Source organism: Peribacillus sp. YIM B13477, from assembly GCF_042787955.1.
GTDB classification, from domain to species: domain Bacteria; phylum Bacillota; class Bacilli; order Bacillales; family DSM-1321; genus Peribacillus; species Peribacillus frigoritolerans.
Window position 1 is genome coordinate 39,897 of record NZ_JBHZPD010000018.1, and the last position, 17,052, is coordinate 56,948.

16 protein-coding genes and 1 pseudogene are annotated in these 17,052 nt (G+C 38.8%); 3 read left to right on the forward strand and 14 right to left on the reverse strand.

Going from position 1 to position 17,052, the window contains the following annotated elements; genetic code table 11:
- Positions 1–406: 406 nt before the first annotated feature.
- From glnA to hflX, 4 genes are all read right to left on the reverse strand, one after another.
- Positions 407–1,741 carry a type I glutamate--ammonia ligase gene (gene glnA, locus ACFX4H_RS26030; protein WP_034313424.1) on the reverse strand — a complete coding sequence of 445 codons (1,335 nt, stop codon included), beginning with the start codon at positions 1,739–1,741 and terminating at the stop codon, positions 407–409.
- Positions 1,742–1,777: 36 nt separating this feature from the next.
- Positions 1,778–2,182, reverse strand: coding sequence for a MerR family transcriptional regulator (locus ACFX4H_RS26035; protein ID WP_034313425.1), 405 nt, complete (start codon positions 2,180–2,182; stop codon positions 1,778–1,780).
- Between the two features lie 195 nt (positions 2,183–2,377).
- The gene (locus tag ACFX4H_RS26040; RefSeq protein ID WP_377436511.1) at positions 2,378–3,646 is read right to left on the reverse strand and encodes a methionine gamma-lyase family protein; all 1,269 of its coding nucleotides are present in this window, start codon (positions 3,644–3,646) and stop codon (positions 2,378–2,380) included.
- A gap of 12 nt (positions 3,647–3,658) precedes the next feature.
- Positions 3,659–4,912 (reverse strand): GTPase HflX, encoded by a 1,254-nt coding sequence (gene hflX / locus ACFX4H_RS26045; RefSeq protein WP_376708063.1) that lies wholly within the window; start codon positions 4,910–4,912, stop codon positions 3,659–3,661.
- 168 nt (positions 4,913–5,080) lie between these two features.
- Between hflX and ACFX4H_RS26050 the strand changes: the two genes are divergently transcribed.
- On the forward strand, positions 5,081–5,689 hold the full coding sequence (locus tag ACFX4H_RS26050) for a trimeric intracellular cation channel family protein (protein ID WP_063591629.1): 609 nt from the start codon (positions 5,081–5,083) through the stop codon (positions 5,687–5,689).
- A 37-nt stretch (positions 5,690–5,726) separates the two neighbouring features.
- Here the strand turns inward: ACFX4H_RS26050 and spoVK are convergent, their stop codons facing one another.
- From spoVK to ACFX4H_RS26100, 10 genes are all read right to left on the reverse strand, one after another.
- Entirely contained in the window at positions 5,727–6,683 is a 957-nt protein-coding gene (gene spoVK / locus ACFX4H_RS26055; RefSeq protein ID WP_034313433.1) for a stage V sporulation protein K, read from the reverse strand.
- A 383-nt stretch (positions 6,684–7,066) separates the two neighbouring features.
- Positions 7,067–7,300: an RNA chaperone Hfq gene (hfq, locus tag ACFX4H_RS26060; protein WP_034313436.1), complete on the reverse strand. Its 234-nt coding sequence runs from the start codon at positions 7,298–7,300 to the stop codon at positions 7,067–7,069.
- A 3-nt stretch (positions 7,301–7,303) separates the two neighbouring features.
- Positions 7,304–8,224 carry a tRNA (adenosine(37)-N6)-dimethylallyltransferase MiaA gene (gene miaA, locus ACFX4H_RS26065; protein ID WP_063592605.1) on the reverse strand — a complete coding sequence of 307 codons (921 nt, stop codon included), beginning with the start codon at positions 8,222–8,224 and terminating at the stop codon, positions 7,304–7,306.
- Positions 8,225–8,482: 258 nt separating this feature from the next.
- Complete coding sequence (locus ACFX4H_RS26070) at positions 8,483–9,805, reverse strand: sensor histidine kinase (RefSeq protein ID WP_377436512.1); 1,323 nt, start codon at positions 9,803–9,805, stop codon at positions 8,483–8,485.
- Between the two features lie 547 nt (positions 9,806–10,352).
- Positions 10,353–12,290: an FtsX-like permease family protein gene (locus tag ACFX4H_RS26075; RefSeq protein ID WP_377436514.1), complete on the reverse strand. Its 1,938-nt coding sequence runs from the start codon at positions 12,288–12,290 to the stop codon at positions 10,353–10,355.
- On the reverse strand, positions 12,268–13,044 hold the full coding sequence (locus ACFX4H_RS26080) for an ABC transporter ATP-binding protein (RefSeq protein WP_377436515.1): 777 nt from the start codon (positions 13,042–13,044) through the stop codon (positions 12,268–12,270). Before ACFX4H_RS26080 ends, ACFX4H_RS26075 begins: the two co-directional genes overlap by 23 nt.
- A 98-nt stretch (positions 13,045–13,142) precedes the next feature.
- Positions 13,143–14,204, reverse strand: a complete 1,062-nt coding sequence (locus ACFX4H_RS26085) for a sensor histidine kinase (RefSeq protein ID WP_377436516.1) — start codon at positions 14,202–14,204, stop codon at positions 13,143–13,145.
- A complete protein-coding gene (locus ACFX4H_RS26090) occupies positions 14,201–14,908 on the reverse strand; it encodes a response regulator transcription factor (protein WP_034313447.1) in 708 nt (235 codons plus the stop codon). Before ACFX4H_RS26090 ends, ACFX4H_RS26085 begins: the two co-directional genes overlap by 4 nt.
- Before the next feature lie 72 nt (positions 14,909–14,980).
- Positions 14,981–15,436 (reverse strand): SMI1/KNR4 family protein, encoded by a 456-nt coding sequence (locus ACFX4H_RS26095; RefSeq protein WP_052137464.1) that lies wholly within the window; start codon positions 15,434–15,436, stop codon positions 14,981–14,983.
- A gap of 397 nt (positions 15,437–15,833) precedes the next feature.
- Entirely contained in the window at positions 15,834–16,127 is a 294-nt protein-coding gene (locus ACFX4H_RS26100; RefSeq protein ID WP_251542508.1) for a hypothetical protein, read from the reverse strand.
- A gap of 291 nt (positions 16,128–16,418) precedes the next feature.
- Here ACFX4H_RS26100 and ACFX4H_RS26105 point away from each other — a divergent pair, with 291 nt between their 5' ends.
- Both ACFX4H_RS26105 and ACFX4H_RS26110 read left to right on the forward strand, forming a co-directional pair.
- On the forward strand, positions 16,419–16,856 hold the full coding sequence (locus ACFX4H_RS26105) for a helical membrane plugin domain-containing protein (RefSeq protein ID WP_048883030.1): 438 nt from the start codon (positions 16,419–16,421) through the stop codon (positions 16,854–16,856).
- Between the two features lie 38 nt (positions 16,857–16,894).
- Positions 16,895–17,052 (forward strand): annotated as a pseudogene (locus ACFX4H_RS26110) (NAD(P)/FAD-dependent oxidoreductase); the annotation flags it as partial.

The window sequence follows — 17,052 nt, forward strand, 5'->3', positions numbered from 1 at the left end:
TCTTAATTAATGGTAATCCAAATTAAAAGCTCTAGCTATCATGATATTTAATTTTGTATTATGCAAAAATGGTAACTACAAGCCAAAATCAAACCTTTTTAATTCAATTGCGTGAATCCAAAAAAAGCAGAGCTTCCCTATTTGCCTATTCACTCAATCAATATACAGGCTGGCGCAAGCATGAAATACATTCAAGAGCGTTTAGGACATGGCAATATGAAATCACAGCAGATGTATAATTACAAATCAGTTAAAAATTGAACATAACACAATGGATATTTTTGAGGAGGATATTAATAATGCCCTTGAATAGATTTTTTTCCGGGCATTTATCGGGCAATTGATATGAAAGAATGCCCACCAAACAAAAAACCCCTGACACCAGAGGTGCCAAGGGTTTGAGATATTAATACATTGACATATATTGTTCGCGTTCCCATGGGTGAACTTGTGTTCTAAACATATCCCACTCGATTTCTTTTGCTTCGACGAAGTGTTCAAGTAAATGTTCACCTAATGCTTCTTTGATGACTTCATCAGATTTTAATGTTTCCAATGCAGCATATAAAGTAGCTGGTAGATCAACGATACCTACTTCTTCACGTTCTTCTTTATTCATTACATAGATGTTGCGATCAACTGGAGCTGGAGGAGTCAAGTCGTTCTTGATACCGTCAAGACCAGCTTTTAGCAGAACGGCAAGTGCCAAGTATGGGTTTGCTGCTGGATCGACACTACGTACCTCTACGCGAGTACTTACTCCGCGTGAAGCTGGGATACGGATTAGCGGGCTACGGTTTTTAGCAGACCATGCAACATAACAAGGAGCTTCGTAACCAGGAACTAGACGTTTGTATGAGTTAACAGTTGGGTTTGTTACCGCAGTGAAGCTTGGAGCATGCTTAATGATACCCGCGATGAATTGCTCAGCTGTTTTGCTTAATTCCAATTTACCTTCTTTATCATAAAATGCGTTTTCGTTGCCTTTGAATAGAGAAACGTTACAATGCATTCCAGATCCGTTAACACCGAACAATGGTTTTGGCATGAATGTTGCGTGTAAACCATGTTTGCGGGCAATCGTTTTAACAACCAATTTAAATGTTTGGATGTTATCACAAGCTGAAATCGCATCTGCATATTTAAAGTCAATTTCGTGTTGTCCTGGAGCTACTTCATGGTGGGATGCTTCGATTTCAAATCCCATTTCTTCAAGCTCAAGAACGATATCACGACGGCAGTTTTCTCCTAGGTCAGTAGGTGCAAGGTCAAAGTATCCGCCTTTATCGTTCAATTCCAGCGTCGGCTCGCCTGCTGCATCCAGTTTGAATAGGAAGAATTCAGGTTCAGGTCCAAGATTGAAATCTGTGAAGCCCATTTCTCTTGCTTCTGCAAGAACACGTTTTAGGTTTGCACGTGGATCTCCATCAAAAGGAGTTCCATCCGTATTGTAAATATCACAGATCAAACGTGCAACTTTACCTTTTTCGGAAGTCCAAGGGAAGATAACCCATGTATTTAGATCAGGATATAAGTACATGTCAGACTCTTCAATACGAACGAAGCCTTCAATGGAAGATCCATCAAACATCATTTTATTATCAAGTGCTTTTTCTAATTGACTGACTGGGATTTCAACGTTTTTAATTGTCCCTAAAATGTCAGTGAATTGTAAACGAATGTACTTAACATTTTCTTCTTTCGCTAAACGAGTGATGTCTTCACGTGTGAACTTTGCCAATTTCTATTCCCCCTAATAATTCATAAATCATATTTTTTATTGGAAAAAACGGGACATATCCCCTTGTCTAAGAGATGTTCGATGCTTGCTTCCTTGTAAAAGCTCGGCACGCAGAAGCTTGCGAAGATCCTCGTCACTAAGGTCATGCCTTATTTTTTCCGCTTGTTCTAATTCTTGGGTTTTAGGTAAATTCTGTTCCTTTACAGTGAAAATCTTTTTAATGCCGGCCAGATTGACTCCTTGTTCGATTAAATCTTTAATCTCAAGCAGTCGATCGATGTCATTTAATGAAAAGACCCGACGATTTCCATCTGTTCTCATAGGAGTAATAAGTTGATGCTCTTCGTAATACCGAATTTGGCGTGCAGACAACTCAGTTAACTGCATGACGATTCCGATGGAAAAAAGAGGCATCGAACGCCGAATGTTGTTGCCGCTCATTCTTAGCATCCTCCTTTTGTTTATCTTAATATAATCTTATATCATGTTATTAAACTTGTCAATATGATGTTACATTTTATGACGTGATTTTTTCAGAAAAATTAAATGATTTGTTACTACACAAATATTATGACTATTACTCTTACTGGAATCCAAATGTATCTGGATTCCATAACATACCTTATTTAATTTCAATTACAATCGGATCAGCTTTTTGTCCATTAGCGCATTCACAGCAGTCAATACAGCCATTTTAACATGGGCGTATGTCAATCCGCCTTGAACATAAGCAACATATGGAGCTCTTGTCGGACCATCTGCCGTCAGTTCAATGCTGGCCCCCTGTATAAAGGTGCCTGCAGCCATGATTACATCGTCCTCATATCCCGGCATATAGGCAGGATATGGTGTCACATGTGAATTGATTGGTGATGCATATTGGATGGCCTGACAGAAGGCAACCATCTTATCCCGTTCATCAAATTGAACGGATTGAATCAAGTCAGTTCGTTTCGCATCCCATTTTGGGGATGTATTCATACCGAGCTTTTCTAAAAAGGCAGCTGTGAACATGGCTCCTTTAACAGCTTGGCCCACGACATGCGGTGCTAGGAAGAATCCTTGGTACATTTCCTGCAGACTATAAAGCGAAGCACCTGCTTCAGCCCCTATTCCTGGTGATGTTAACCGATAAGAGCAAGCTTCAACCAGGTCCTTTTTACCAACAATGTATCCACCGGTTTTCACTATCCCGCCGCCAGGATTTTTAATGAGTGAACCAGCCATTAAATCCGCTCCGACATGACATGGTTCTTGTGTCTCAACAAACTCTCCATAACAATTATCCACGAATACGACGATTTCCGGGTTAATGCCTTTAACAAAGGAAATCATTTCCTTTATTTCATCGATTGTAAAGGAAGGACGTGTAGCATACCCTTTTGATCTTTGTATACCGATCATCTTCGTATTCGGTTGAATGGCATGTTCGACGGCTTCGAAATCAACGGTTCCAGTATCCGCCAACGGAACGGCCTTATAGCTGATCTGAAAATCACGTAAAGATCCAATACCCGTCCCCCGGATACCGACGATTTCTTCCAAAGTATCATACGGCTTTCCTGTTATGTATAACAATTCATCCCCTGGGCGCAAAATGCCGAAAAGAGCGGTGGAGATGGCGTGTGTGCCTGATATAATTTGAGGGCGCACCAATCCAGCTTCCGCTCCAAAAACATCTGCGTATATCAATTCCAGCGTATCGCGGCCCATATCATCGTATCCATACCCAGTAGTCGGGATGAAGTGGGAATCACTCACTTTATGTGCTTGATAACTTTGTAATACGCGAAATTGATTTTCTTCGATTCGTTCGTCCACTTGCTTATGTAATGGAGAAATCATCGCTTCCACTTCCTGAGCAATGTTTTTCAATACTTCTCCATTTGTTAACTGCTGATACATCAAAATTCCCCTTTATAATGAATATTTCTCCAGCTGCCCGGTTATTGGATGATCAGCTAGACAAAAACCTTTGCATTCATATCTTTCCGATTCTTCATTAAAGGAGAGAGTGCGCAATATGGTTTCATTTTTCAGCTGTGATAGTAGTTTACCCTCACTCGATGGCAGGAAAACATGATACGGGATCATTTCTTCAATCACGTACTTTTCAATTTCTTCCATGATTTCATTCAGATCCGATTGTTCATAGGCACTGATCATTAATGAAGCACGACTGGATGATCTCACAAAATCAGCGTGAACCTTATCCTTCTTATTATACAACGTGAGCTGTGGAATGGAAGGGACATCTAAGTCATTTAGCAAATCCTGCACCGTTTTCTGATGATTAAAGTAATCGGTACTTGAGGAATCGACCACATGTAACAGCAGATCCGCTTCTTTCACCTCTTCCAAGGTAGAGCGGAATGCGGCAATTAAAGATGTCGGCAAATCTTGTATGAATCCAACCGTATCCGTCAGAAGCACGGTAAATCCGCTAGGAAGAATCGCCTTTCGTGTCATGGGATCCAGCGTAGCGAATAATTGGTTCTCTTCATATGAATCCGCCTCCGTCAAACGGTTGAACAGCGTTGATTTACCTGCATTCGTGTATCCCACTAGTGCTATTTGAAAGGTCTTATTACGTTTTCTTCTATCACGATAGCGTTCACGATGCTTCACTATTCCACTTAATTGGTGCTTGATTTCATCTATTTTTCCACGGATGTGGCGGCGGTCGCTTTCCAGCTTCGTCTCCCCTGGTCCCCTTGTGCCGATTCCGCCTCCTAGCCTGGACATTGCCGTCCCCTGTCCAACCAAACGCGGCAATAAATATTGGAGCTGAGCAAGTTCAACCTGCAGCTTCCCTTCCCTGGATCGAGCCCGCTGAGCAAATATATCCAATATTAGCTGTGTCCGGTCTATGACCCTTGCCTCCAATTGTTTCGAAAGGTTCCGAATCTGGCTCGGGGATAATTCATCATTAAAGATAAATAAATCCGGCTCCAGCTCCTCTTCCAGATTCCGGAGTTCTTCCACTTTTCCTTTTCCTATATATGTAGCCGGATCGACGCTTTCCCTTTTCTGGGAGATGGTCATTAAAACCTCAGCATTCGCCGTCTTCGCCAAAGAAGACAGTTCATCGAGTGAATATTCAAAATGTTCACTTGTCTCAGTTGTTTGACACCCAATCAAGACAGCCGTTTCCTTTATTGCTTCTTCCAAATCACACGCACCACCTTCTGGTAAATTTATCTTAATCATAACAAAAAAATTGAATATATAAAAATTTCCTCAAAACGAAGCTTTTAACCGTTTTAAAAATTGCGATACCATGCTAAAATCAAATTTGGCTTTACCATCAAAATCGAAAAGACATAGAGGGACATTCATATGACATGGGAAGTATTAAGCTTCATAGGTACGATTGCATTCGCAATAAGCGGAACCATCATCGCCATGGAAGAAGAGTATGATATTTTAGGAGTTTATATTTTAGGAATCATAACCGCCTTTGGCGGCGGGGCAATCCGCAATCTGTTGATCGGCGTCCCCGTTTCAGCTTTATGGGATCAAAGTTTCTATTTTGTCATCGCTTTAGTATCCATCACCATCGTTTTTGTTTTTCCTACAAACCTATCAAAGCACTGGGACAGATGGGGAAATCTCACTGATGCCATTGGCCTCTCAGCCTTTGCCATCCAAGGGGCGATGTATGCCGTGGAACTTAATCATCCAATAAGCGCCATCATAGTATCAGCTGCATTAACCGGATGCGGCGGCGGGATACTCCGTGACGTGCTGGCCGGAAGAAAGCCATTGGTCTTCAGGAAAGAAATCTACGCAGTATGGGCCATCATTGCAGGCTTAGCTTTAGGCAGTGGTGTATTATCCCAATCATGGCAGCTTTATTCGCTCTTTGCCGTCATCACAATATTGCGAGTCCTTTCTTATACCAATAATTGGCATCTTCCTAATAAAAAATGGGTGCCTAAAACATAAATTTGAAAAGCCCGCCATCCTGGTGGGCTTTTCCATGTCATTCTTTCTCTTCATCCTCGAAAATCAAATCTTGGCTGGTAAGCGTCAATAAATCGGATTTTTCAAATGAATCTTCCAGTAAGAGCCGCATCGCCTGTGCCCTAATTGACTTTTCTATTATATTGCGGATATAACGACCGTTAGAGAATGAAATAGGTCCCCGGAAAGAACGTAATATGATTAAATGTTCCCTTAATTTCCTTTCGGCATCCCGATTCATAAGATACTCCTTTTCCTGCAGCATCCGATCGGCTATTTCCATTAACTGTTCAATCGTATAATCCGGAAAATCAATAACAAGCGGGAACCTCGAATGAAGGCCAGGATTAAGACTTAGGAAATATTCCATTTCCCTCGAATATCCAGCAAGGATCAAAATGAATTCATGCTGCCGATCCTCCATATGCTTGACAAGGGTATCTATGGCTTCTTTTCCAAAGTCCTTTTCGCCGCCTCTTCCCAAGGAATAGGCTTCATCAATAAATAAAATTCCGCCAATGGCCTTCTTAATTAAATCCCTGGTTTTTTGGGCAGTATGACCGATGTATTCCCCGACTAAATCTGCCCTCTCCGCTTCAATTAAATGCCCTTTTGAAAGTACATTCATTTTTTGAAACAACTTCCCGATTAAACGTGCAACCGTTGTTTTCCCTGTTCCCGGATTTCCTTTAAACATCATATGCAGCGCTTGCCGGCCAGTTTTCAGCCCCTTTGCCTCACGTTGTTTATTAATGTAAATCCAGGCATATATCTCTTTTATCATCCGTTTCATTTCTTCCATTCCAACCAGCGATTTCAGTTCATCTTCAATCTCTTTCAATGCCACATGCTGGTGGGGGATTTCCTGCACCAAAATTTCTTTTATCGGCAGATCCTTTTGTAGCGCTTTTCTGTTTTCCGCATTAAACACAATATTGATTTGCCCGTTATTTTTCATACGGATCGGTTGTTCCATTTCATTCACCTCTCCATCTTGGACCCTGACTCTAACACAACAGTTTTTTATGATGGCATGGCAAATGCTGCATAGCCAAAATTATCCCATCGGAAAATTCGTTTATTCCTTTCGTGATTAAGCCCCATTCCCTTCTTGAAAAGCGACTTATTCTGACAGGATTTTTTCATTGGAGGATTTATTACGACAAATCCCAATCCCATTCACCAATATATTAGGGGTAATGTCATTTCCTGCGGTTTCCCGGAAAATAATCCGTCCCTTGATATATATTCAAATAAGGTACGTAAAATTATCGATTCTTTGAAAAAGGACAGAGAAGGGCATGCAAAAAAAAACAGGTCGCTATAAGCTAAACCTGTTTTTTACATTCATATATATGATTATTCCTTCACTTCGTAATCGATCTGAACATTACGTTGTGGAGCAAATGTAGAAATCGCATGTTTATAGACTAATTGCTGCTTGCCCTCCGATTCAAATAAAACGGTAAAATTATCGAACCCTTTCACTTGTCCTCTAATCTGGAACCCGTTTAATAAAAATACCGTCACATACGTACCATCTTTACGTAATTGATTAAGAAACTGATCTTGAATATTTACTGATTGTTTCATGTATTAGTCCTCCTCTTTTCTCTCTAAATTTATGTATTCGCCTTCACCGAAAAGCTTTCCTGCTATAAATCCAGATATTTCATGTATTTTTTTTGGAAAACCCTCGAGATCGGTCATATCAAACCAAATTACATCCATTTTATTCCGGAACCAGGTCAATTGCCTTTTTGCGTATCGACGGGAGTTTTGCTTTAATGTCTCAACGGCTTCATCCAATGAAGCCCTTCCATCAAAATAATCATAGATTTCTTTATAGCCTATAGCCTGGATCGATTGGCAACCCCTCAAACCTTTTTCATGAAATGACTCCACCTCTTGAATCAGCCCATCTTCTACCATAACATCAACACGTTGATCGATGCGTTGATATAACTTTTCACGTTCCATTGTCAAGCCAATGATGCACGTATCATATTTGAATTCTGTAGGCTGTTCATTCAGCTGCTCACTCATCGTTTTACCAGTACAATGATAAATCTCAAGTGCCCTGATCACCCTTCTTACATTATTGGGATGAATCCGATTCGCGCTTTCCGGGTCAATGCTGCGTAATTGTTCAAAAACAGGATCGATTCCTGACTCCCTTACCTGTTTTTCAAGTCCCTCCCTATAAACAGGGTCGGATGGCGCCTCCGAAAATTGATAATCATAGATGACTGATTGTATGTATAATCCTGTTCCACCCACGATAATGGGAAGTTTACCTCTGCTTTGGATATCCTCGATACAAGCATTGGCTCGCTCCTGGAACTCTGCCGCACTAAATGGTTCATCAGGTTCTTTAATATCAAGTAAATAATGAGGGATTCCTTCTGTTTCTTCCCTCTTGATTTTTGCAGTACCAATATCCATCCCCTTATAAACCTGCATGGAGTCTCCGCTAATAATTTCACCATTAAATAACTTTGCCATCTCAATGCTCATCTTTGTCTTCCCAACAGCAGTCGGTCCAATGATAACGAGAAGTTTTCCTTTTTGTTGTTTCACAATCTCACTGCCTTAAATGATTTTTTCCCTATCTTATCATAATCTCGTTGAGAGCAGCTAAACATCTACCCATTATGTCCAATTGAGGCACTTTTATTCAATTTTTCACCTGCAATAATCATCATCTTTATATAAAAAGGTATGATCCCTTTCAGGGTCATACCTTCTTATCAAATGTGTTTCCTTTGGATCAATTTAGCCCATTTTTCCATTTACGGGAATGATCATCGTAACGGTCGTTTCTTTTTCAGAGGATTGTACATGAATCTCCCCATCATATCTGTTCATTAAGTCTTTGACGATGAACAATCCTTGTCCGCGAACTTTGCCCTTTTGTGCCTTTTTGGTTGAAAAACCGCTGGCGAATATATTCTCCAGATCTAATTCCGAAATCATTGGTCCGGTGTTCGTGACCATAAACGAATACTTTTCATCATCAGCTTTGCAGGCAATATCCATTCGGCGTTCTTGCTCTGGCAATTCAATTGTTGCCTCAATAGCATTGTCGATAACATTTGATAATAATTTTATCAAATCAATTGTTTTGATCCGATTGAAGGATTTGGGTGAAACATCAATTTCGATATCGATATTATAATTCTGGGCCGAGAGCCTTTTTGTCTCCAACAGGACAGATAAGCCCGGATGAATCACATCCAATTTCATCGATTCAATTGAATGGACTTCTTTTGAAAGCCCAGTTAAGTATTCGAGTGCTTTTGCGTTCTCCTCTAATTTAAGCAGTCCATGTATCACCTGAATATGATTGGAAAAATCATGCCTTAATGAGCGGACTGAAGCAAATAGAGATTGAAATTCCGATTGATACGTATCTTCCGTATCCCCCACTTCACGTGTCAGTTCCTTTTGATACCATTTTTGAATGACAAAAAAGGTAACCAGCAGCATGATGACAAATCCACCATTATAAACAAGAATGGCAATGCTGCTTTTCAAAACCTTGCCGTTAATGGCATTAATATCTTCCGCGCTCACATCAATGCCCAAAAAACCAATAATGTCACCATCTTGATTTTTCATTGGTACTCCTACAGTCAAATACTCACCATATTCCGGATCTTCTAGAATCCCGGTAATGAAGCTTTTGCCCTCATATCCCTGTTTGACCTGCTCCGGCGGAACTGTACATGCACCACCGATAGGAAAATCCCCTTTATGATCTTTAGAAAACCCAGTAATCATGCACTTGGATACTGTGGGATTATCAATCATGATGGTATAAACATATAATGCTCCTATTTTTTCACGGGCATCCTCTAAGTAAGCTTTTGTATCCGAATAATCCTGGCTCTTTACTTGGTTATTGAGAAATCGCTGATAAGCCTCCATATCCATCGAGTCGGCTATAGATCTGGCAGCTACCAAGTTTTGATTGGCAACGGATTTTTGCACAGAATTTTTAATGCTTAAATATGTTGAAAACATATTTAGAAGAATGAAAACAATCAATAAAAGTATGGTCAAATAAAGAAGTGCCCTTAACTTTTTATTTTTCATAGGATTAAACTTACCTCATCTCTAGCAGCTAAAAGTTAACGAACCTATTCTGAGTTTACTATATTAGGGGATAAAGAAATAGGGAAAAATCTAATATTCTCTATAACCCCAGGCATATAATACTATAATAAATCAAGTAATTGACAGATCACCCACTATTTTTTTCATCATATGACCTTTTATGTTTTAATATAAACCACGTCTACTATTAATCATTTCCAATAAATCATTTTATCTCCATAAAGTAATTATTTTAGTATAATTATGTATGTGAAAATGATAAAAATAAATGATGCGGGGTTCGATATTCTCGCTTCAAATAAATAATTTTACCCTTTATATGAAAATATTACAAGATTGTAAAGGTTTAACCTGTAAAATCACACCATATTTCATATATTTGTGCAAAATAGCGGATCACTCCTCTTTCAATAGTTCTTATTAACTAATTTATCATCAATAAAAATGCCGTTTCAATGAGAGGACTCCTAAATAAAAAAAATGGAATCTGGGACTGAACCCCAGATTCCAATACATATGATAGCTTTTATTTAATAGAATTGATGACTGCCCGCTCATACATCTTTTTAGTTACTTGATAGTATAGCAGTTGAAAAAGAAAATACGTTGCGATGACCATGGCCGAGTAGACAAACAAATTCGATTCCAATAAATTGCTTAGTGCCACGTAGGCGACTATGGCATGAATCACCCCTATCAGAAACGGAGCGAAAAAGAGGATGCGTATTTCGGCGCTTAAAATTTGCCGTATTTCTTTTTTTGTCAACCCCAATCGATGAAGGGCATGGATTTGAATTTTTTTATCTTTTAAATTCGTAAAAACTCGCAGATACATCATGCTCCCTTGAACGATAAAGAATAATAGACTGACAAACAAGCCGATAAAAAGAATCAATATGCTTCCCTGTTTCATTTCTTGATAAATCGGAGCTCTTGTTTGCAATTGATTATGGTCAGGATTATTAGACATTTTTTCGATTTTAGCAGCTGTTTCCATTGATTCTTCCCAGTCTTTAATTTCATACCCTCGTACTCTTACCTTCTCTTTTAAAGGCACATCAGCTGTGATTTCATGATACAGCTGATCATCGACCACCATCAGGGTCGTTGCTGCTTTTATGGGTGCCACTATCGATTGATTGCGCTGACCAATCATTGTTACCTGAATGGTTCGATTGCCAAAGTGCAGCTCCTTTTGTTCTCCCTTATGGACGAATTGATAGTCCAGTCCCCCATAAGGAAAAATATATAACGCTTCTTTTCCAGATAACTTTGCTGGTTCAATTTTTTGCAATGCAGCCGCATTGTTATAATCACTTTCCGAGATTAATAATGACCTATTTTCATTGGGTTCTCCCGTTCTCATATGGGGTAACATGTGGGTGATGGGCACTCCAGTCATATTTACTTCGTAAAGGATCTTGAATCCATCTTCCTTTAATGTATTCTCCACTGAAGATGGTTCAATAACTGAATAAATGGAAGCGTCTTGTTCAACCCAGCCAATTGATTGCGGAATGTTATCCATCCCTTGCTTTTTTAAATCTGCACTGAACATGAAAAGTGTTCCAGCAGCTGTCAAAATCACGGCTGTAATGATCGAGGTTAAAAAGAATAACCTGGAATAGTCCTTAATATTGAATATCAGGTTTGTTTGAGTAATTAAATTCGTTCCGCCATATAAGCTTTTCTTCTTCCGGTAAAGCCTGCTGCATAGAGCGACAATGCTTTGGCTGAATAAAAAATAGGTGCCGATCAGTACGAAGAATACTATGGGCAATACTCTATAAGAATTGTTCAACGACATCGTACCTGCCAAATAATAAGAAATGCTTAAGCAAACTGCTGATAGTGCAATTAACCACTTTGAAACGAAGGGAGTCTTTTTGGGTTTTTGTTTATCTTTGAGTAAATCGACTACCTCCGCATTTCCTATGTGGAACAATGAAAGGAGCGATAATAGCTGAAATAGTAAAACGAAACCAACAATTGTATAAACAAAGGCCTCAGGAACAAAGACAAATGATATTGGTTGCTCTACAGCCAATAACCAAGAAATTGCCATTAAGAATAACTTTGAGAACAAAAACCCTAAGCCAACTCCAATCAGGATAGATATGAGGGAAACCATCGTTTGCTCCAGGTAAATCAGTTTTCTAAGTTGGGATTTGGACATTCCAAGCAGTGTCAGCAGCCCAAACTCTTTTTTTCGCGGCTGTATAAATGCTGCATTCGAATAAGCGATAAAAAAAACTGAAAATATGATGATCACTATTTCAGCTGCAATGAGTCCCTTACTAATTAACTGTCCCCCTGGAATATTCGCATGGACCACATCAGGATGAAAGATAAACGATGCGTAAATAAAAAAGATTGAGACGGAAAGGACAATACTAAAAAAATAAGCAAGATAACGTTGTGCATTTCCTTGAATATTTCTCTTAGCGAGAAGTCGGATGTTCATGATAGACTCCTCCCAAAACGCTTAACGTATCTAAAATCCTTTGATGGAAGCTCTGCCTTTCCCCTCCGCTGTGAACCTCCGAAAAGAACCTGCCATCCTTTATGAATAGAATCCGGTCACAGAAACTGGCGGCAGTCGGGTCATGAGTGACCATGAGGATGGTTGCTCCCTTTTTCTCCTGAAGTGTCGTGAGGGTATCCATTACCTGCTTGGCAGATTTGGAATCCAAATTACCAGTAGGTTCATCCGCTAAAATAATGGAAGGTTCATGAATCATCGCTCTTGCACAAGCCGTTCGTTGCTGCTGACCTCCAGAAATTTCAAAAGTCCTCTTTTCTAAAATCCCTTCTATACCGAGAAGGCTTACCAACTGACTTACCCTATATTCCATTTCCTGCAGTTTATAATGATCTAACGCTAGAGGAAGGAGGATATTTTCGCGAACGGTAAGTGTATCAAGAAGGTTGAAGTCTTGAAAAACAAATCCAATTTCCCTTCTGCGAAACAATGCCAGATCCTGATTGTTTAATTCATTCGGATTTTGATCATTTAGAATGACTTTACCTGTGGTGGGCTTATCAATCGTGGCCATTAAGTTAAGCAGGGTGGTTTTCCCGCTGCCGGATGGACCCATCACTCCGACAAATTCCCCTTTCTGTACATTCATGGTGAAATTATGTAACGCCTTATGAAATAAATTCCCCTGTTTTTGAAAATAAGTTTTGGATAGTTGTTCTGCTTTTAAAATCGACATCCGAAAATACCTCCCTTTCTTACCGTAAGTATAATGAATAAAGCGGGAGGCTCCCATCGAAGTTTATTACATAATCGTTTAGCACCCTTACAATTCTGTCACCTTTCATGTAAGATATTTGTCTTAAAGAGAAACTCCACAGTAGTCCCTTCGGATACAGTCGATTGGATGGTAACGACATGCCCAAGTCTATTAACGATTTCCTTCACAAGATATAGTCCCATTCCGGTTGACTCTTGTTTGACTCGCCCGTTCTCACCAGTAAAGAATGGATCAAACACCCGTTTTACATCATGTGGGACGATTCCAATTCCCTGATCTGTTATCCTAAGGAAAATCTCCGACTCTTTTTCAATGATATTGAACGTTATGCTGTCATGCTCTTCCTGCCTTGAATACTTCAGTGCATTAAAGACCACCTGACTAACGGCGAAGTGCAGCCACTTTCGATCCGAATGTACATATACATTCTCAAGCTCCGTTTCAAGCCTGGGATATATGAACCGTTTGATGAACTGTTTTTTTTCCTCGTTAATTACTTGCTTGACTAGATTAATTAAGTCAACCCGCTCCGATTTTACATCCTCCGAAAAACGCTGCAGCCTTGCCCCATGCAATATAATTTCCAGCCCTCTGCGAAATCGATCATTTTCTTCTTCTATCTCTTTAAGATAATCCTTCATCGGCTCATTCGAAAATGTCCTTTTGCCTTCTTGAATCAGTAAGGAAATGACTGAAACAGGTGTCTTCATTTGATGAACCCATTGATGAATCAACAGCTCATATTGCTCCTTCTGTTTGATTTGTTCTTGTAATTGCCCAATGGTTACCTTGTTCATTTGTTGAAAAAGCTCCATCCACAACTTTTGTTCATTTGTCAAAGGTTCCCTAAGGGCTTCGACATATTCAAACGACAAGCTCGGTTCTTGCGTCATCCTTGCTAATTGATTAAGGAAGCGGTATTGCCTTATGTAATCGGCCGCTAAAAATATAAGCATCATAAACAACGCGAGAATAATTAAATAGATGATATTTGAAATCGATATGTGATTCACCGCTTCCAGAACGGCTAATGCATAAGCAATAATAAGCAGGCTTACCAATAGAACAGTATAAAATATAAAATAAAGACGGTCTTTAATAAAGGATTTCAGCTTCACTTTTCTTCACCTTGCACTATTTTTAGTCGATATCCTTTTCCCCTGCTAGTTGTTATGGCATGCTTGATGCCAATATCCTCAAGTTTTCTTCGTACCCTTGTGACATTGACGGTCAATGTATTGTCATCAACAAATGAATCATCATTCCATAATGCTTCAAGTAACTCTTCACGAGAGACGATTGTGTCATACTGTCGTAGTAAACAACTCAATAATTTCAACTCATTTTGAGTTAACGTTACCTGATTGTCTTGATATTCGATCATCGCTTTTTCCGTATAAAGCGTTAATCCCTCCATTTCCTTTACTTGCTGGTGGAATGAAGATATATCCGCATATTCACCATACACCCTACGTAGGACACTCTTTATTTTCGCTAATACCACTTCCAAATGAAATGGTTTTGTTAAATAGTCATCTCCCCCATATTCAATGGCCATGACTTGGTTCATTTCATCTGTCCTTGCCGAGATGAATATGACAGGAACCTTCGAAACCGTCCTTATTAGCCGGCACCAATGGAACCCATCATAATAGGGCAGATTAATATCCAATAAAACCAAATCTGGCTTTATATCCTGGAACTCCGCAAAAACTTGGTCCAGTTGCTTCACTTCAAAAACCCCATACCCATACCTTTTTAAATAATTGACCAAAATTCCAGCTATTTTGAGATCGTCTTCAACCAATAATATTTTATACATTTTTATCTCCTCATTAACATGACAATAAAAAACCTTGAATGGCATGAGCCAATCAAGGGGATTACAATAAAATTAGATTTCCTCCGGGACTTTCAATCCCTCAATGAAGGATTGAAAACTCGATGCAACTTTATAAATGTTTTCATCCTGGCTTGATGGATCCGAATACCAACCTTGATCCCAGAAGTAAACTCCCTTTTCTTCTTCATTATTTATCAGCAAAATTTTACCTGCACATGTATCATTACCTATTATGATGCAATTCTTATGTAAGTCTTCTCTGTTTTCTTCATGCCATTTCTGTAAATCCAGTTCTTTATCTAGAAGCTCTAATCCATAAAGTGCATGTAAGCATACAAGTGTGTCTAATCCATCTACATAAAACTTACAGTTTTGAACCGTAGTTGTGCCGCCATTATGCTTAAGGAGAAATTGTTTATAATCTTCAGGAATTTCAAAACCCACAAATTCCTGAAAATTATTCACTGCTTCTTCTCTCGCTTTCCCATATCCAGTAATACTCACCATTGTATCGACTCCATTTCATTTTATTGTAGTAAAATCAATTGAACTAATTGCTGTTTAGAAATACCTTTTCTTAATGGAGATCCTTTAAATATAAATTATTCATTATTACTTTAGAAAATAATACTTTTTTTAAATATATTAACATAATTTTACTATCCTTTTCAGTATTTTCTGATATATTTTTTGACAATTTCGTTGCTTTTCACTAATAAAATAGCTTTTTTTAATCGAAGTTTTGTCGAAAAATCGATAAATCGTATACTTTCGCAGATAATTCAGAAGTTTCCGATGATATATCTCCATTTTCGAAGATATATTCCCGGTTCGCAAATAAAATATTATTCTATAAAAAAGGCGCCAACTTCATCTTCAAGATTGGGCGCCTTTTCTCTATTTATCAAACAATTTTATAGTCTTCATACGTAATTAATAACCTGCTCATAGAAACTGTCTCAGCACGAAGCTTATTCTTATCACGACAATAAGCAATAATGGAACTATTAGGAACTTTAGCTGTACAATTCCATTTACTATATTTTTCATTATACCTAGACGATATTTCGATAATCTCACCACGTACCTTTAACATCCTGCGTTCTACCAAGGGCATCAACTCCAATTCCGATAATAGTATGTACCCTAAATCAGATAAAATATTCTCGAGTCCCATTCCGTCAAAGATTATGGACATTATAGCAAAACAAAAAGGTGTCTGCTATAGATTTATTATTATAGGAAATGACAAGGTAGAATGCCTCTAATCCCCTCTTTATATAAGGTATTATAACCAGAATAATCTTAATACTCTTTTGGAATATTAAGATAAATCAAAAAAACCACCAAATAACTCTTAATTATTACGATAAAATTATATTCGTATCACAAAAGAAATATTTGAAATTAAGAGATTAGAGTCGTATGATTAGTAGTATCGGCGGAAAAAACATAAATCAAAATAATTAAGTTTAAAGGGGAATTAGATATGGTAGATGTAATCTCAAAACCTGAACATGAAACACTTAATATTTCTGCAAACCAAGAGCAATTGGATATCTTAGATCAGCTTTTAAAGCCTGAGGTTCAGGAATCATTGAACACTTTAGTCGAGCAGTTACCAAAACTGACTGAGTTAGTGAATATTTTAACAAAGTCTTATGATTTCGCTCAATCGGTTGCGACTGATGATGTGTTGAAAAATGATACGGTCAGCGCCATTTCGGAGATCGCGACACCTGTAGTCCATTCAGTGAAAGGGCTTGCTGCGAATGCCATCGAGGCTAAGGATCGTGCAGAAGCGAATAATGATGTGATCGGTCTTTTTGGTCTGTTAAAAATGATGAAAGATCCGCAAGCACAAAAGCTTTTCCGTTTCGCCCAAGCTTTTCTTGAAGTCTCTTCAGAACGTAAAAACCAAAAATAATTTGATAACTTTCAATCAGTAAGGACGGGGGATTAACTATGTCAAAACAAATCGTCATCTTAGGTGCAGGTTATGCAGGATTACTATCTGCCTTATCCGTACGTGAATATTACAAAAAGGATGAAGTGCAGGTTACAGTGGTGAACCAATTTCCAACGCACCAAATCATCACCGAATTGCACCGTCTTGCAGGCGG

Excerpts from the sequence above, each read along its gene's own strand:
- ACFX4H_RS26035 (WP_034313425.1), bottom strand. The coding sequence starts at position 2,182 with ATGAGCGGCAACAACATTCGGCGTTCGATGCCTCTTTTTTCCATCGGA.
- ACFX4H_RS26040 (WP_377436511.1), bottom strand. The coding sequence starts at position 3,646 with ATGTATCAGCAGTTAACAAATGGAGAAGTATTGAAAAACATTGCTCAG.
- ACFX4H_RS26050 (WP_063591629.1), top strand. The coding sequence starts at position 5,081 with ATGACATGGGAAGTATTAAGCTTCATAGGTACGATTGCATTCGCAATA.
- spoVK (WP_034313433.1), bottom strand. The coding sequence starts at position 6,683 with ATGGAACAACCGATCCGTATGAAAAATAACGGGCAAATCAATATTGTG.
- hfq (WP_034313436.1), bottom strand. The coding sequence starts at position 7,300 with ATGAAACAATCAGTAAATATTCAAGATCAGTTTCTTAATCAATTACGT.
- miaA (WP_063592605.1), bottom strand. The coding sequence starts at position 8,224 with ATGAGCATTGAGATGGCAAAGTTATTTAATGGTGAAATTATTAGCGGA.
- ACFX4H_RS26070 (WP_377436512.1), bottom strand. The coding sequence starts at position 9,805 with ATGAAAAATAAAAAGTTAAGGGCACTTCTTTATTTGACCATACTTTTA.
- ACFX4H_RS26075 (WP_377436514.1), bottom strand. The coding sequence starts at position 12,290 with ATGAACATCCGACTTCTCGCTAAGAGAAATATTCAAGGAAATGCACAA.
- ACFX4H_RS26080 (WP_377436515.1), bottom strand. The coding sequence starts at position 13,044 with ATGTCGATTTTAAAAGCAGAACAACTATCCAAAACTTATTTTCAAAAA.
- ACFX4H_RS26090 (WP_034313447.1), bottom strand. The coding sequence starts at position 14,908 with ATGTATAAAATATTATTGGTTGAAGACGATCTCAAAATAGCTGGAATT.
- ACFX4H_RS26095 (WP_052137464.1), bottom strand. The coding sequence starts at position 15,436 with ATGGTGAGTATTACTGGATATGGGAAAGCGAGAGAAGAAGCAGTGAAT.
- ACFX4H_RS26100 (WP_251542508.1), bottom strand. The coding sequence starts at position 16,127 with ATGTCCATAATCTTTGACGGAATGGGACTCGAGAATATTTTATCTGAT.
- ACFX4H_RS26105 (WP_048883030.1), top strand. The coding sequence starts at position 16,419 with ATGGTAGATGTAATCTCAAAACCTGAACATGAAACACTTAATATTTCT.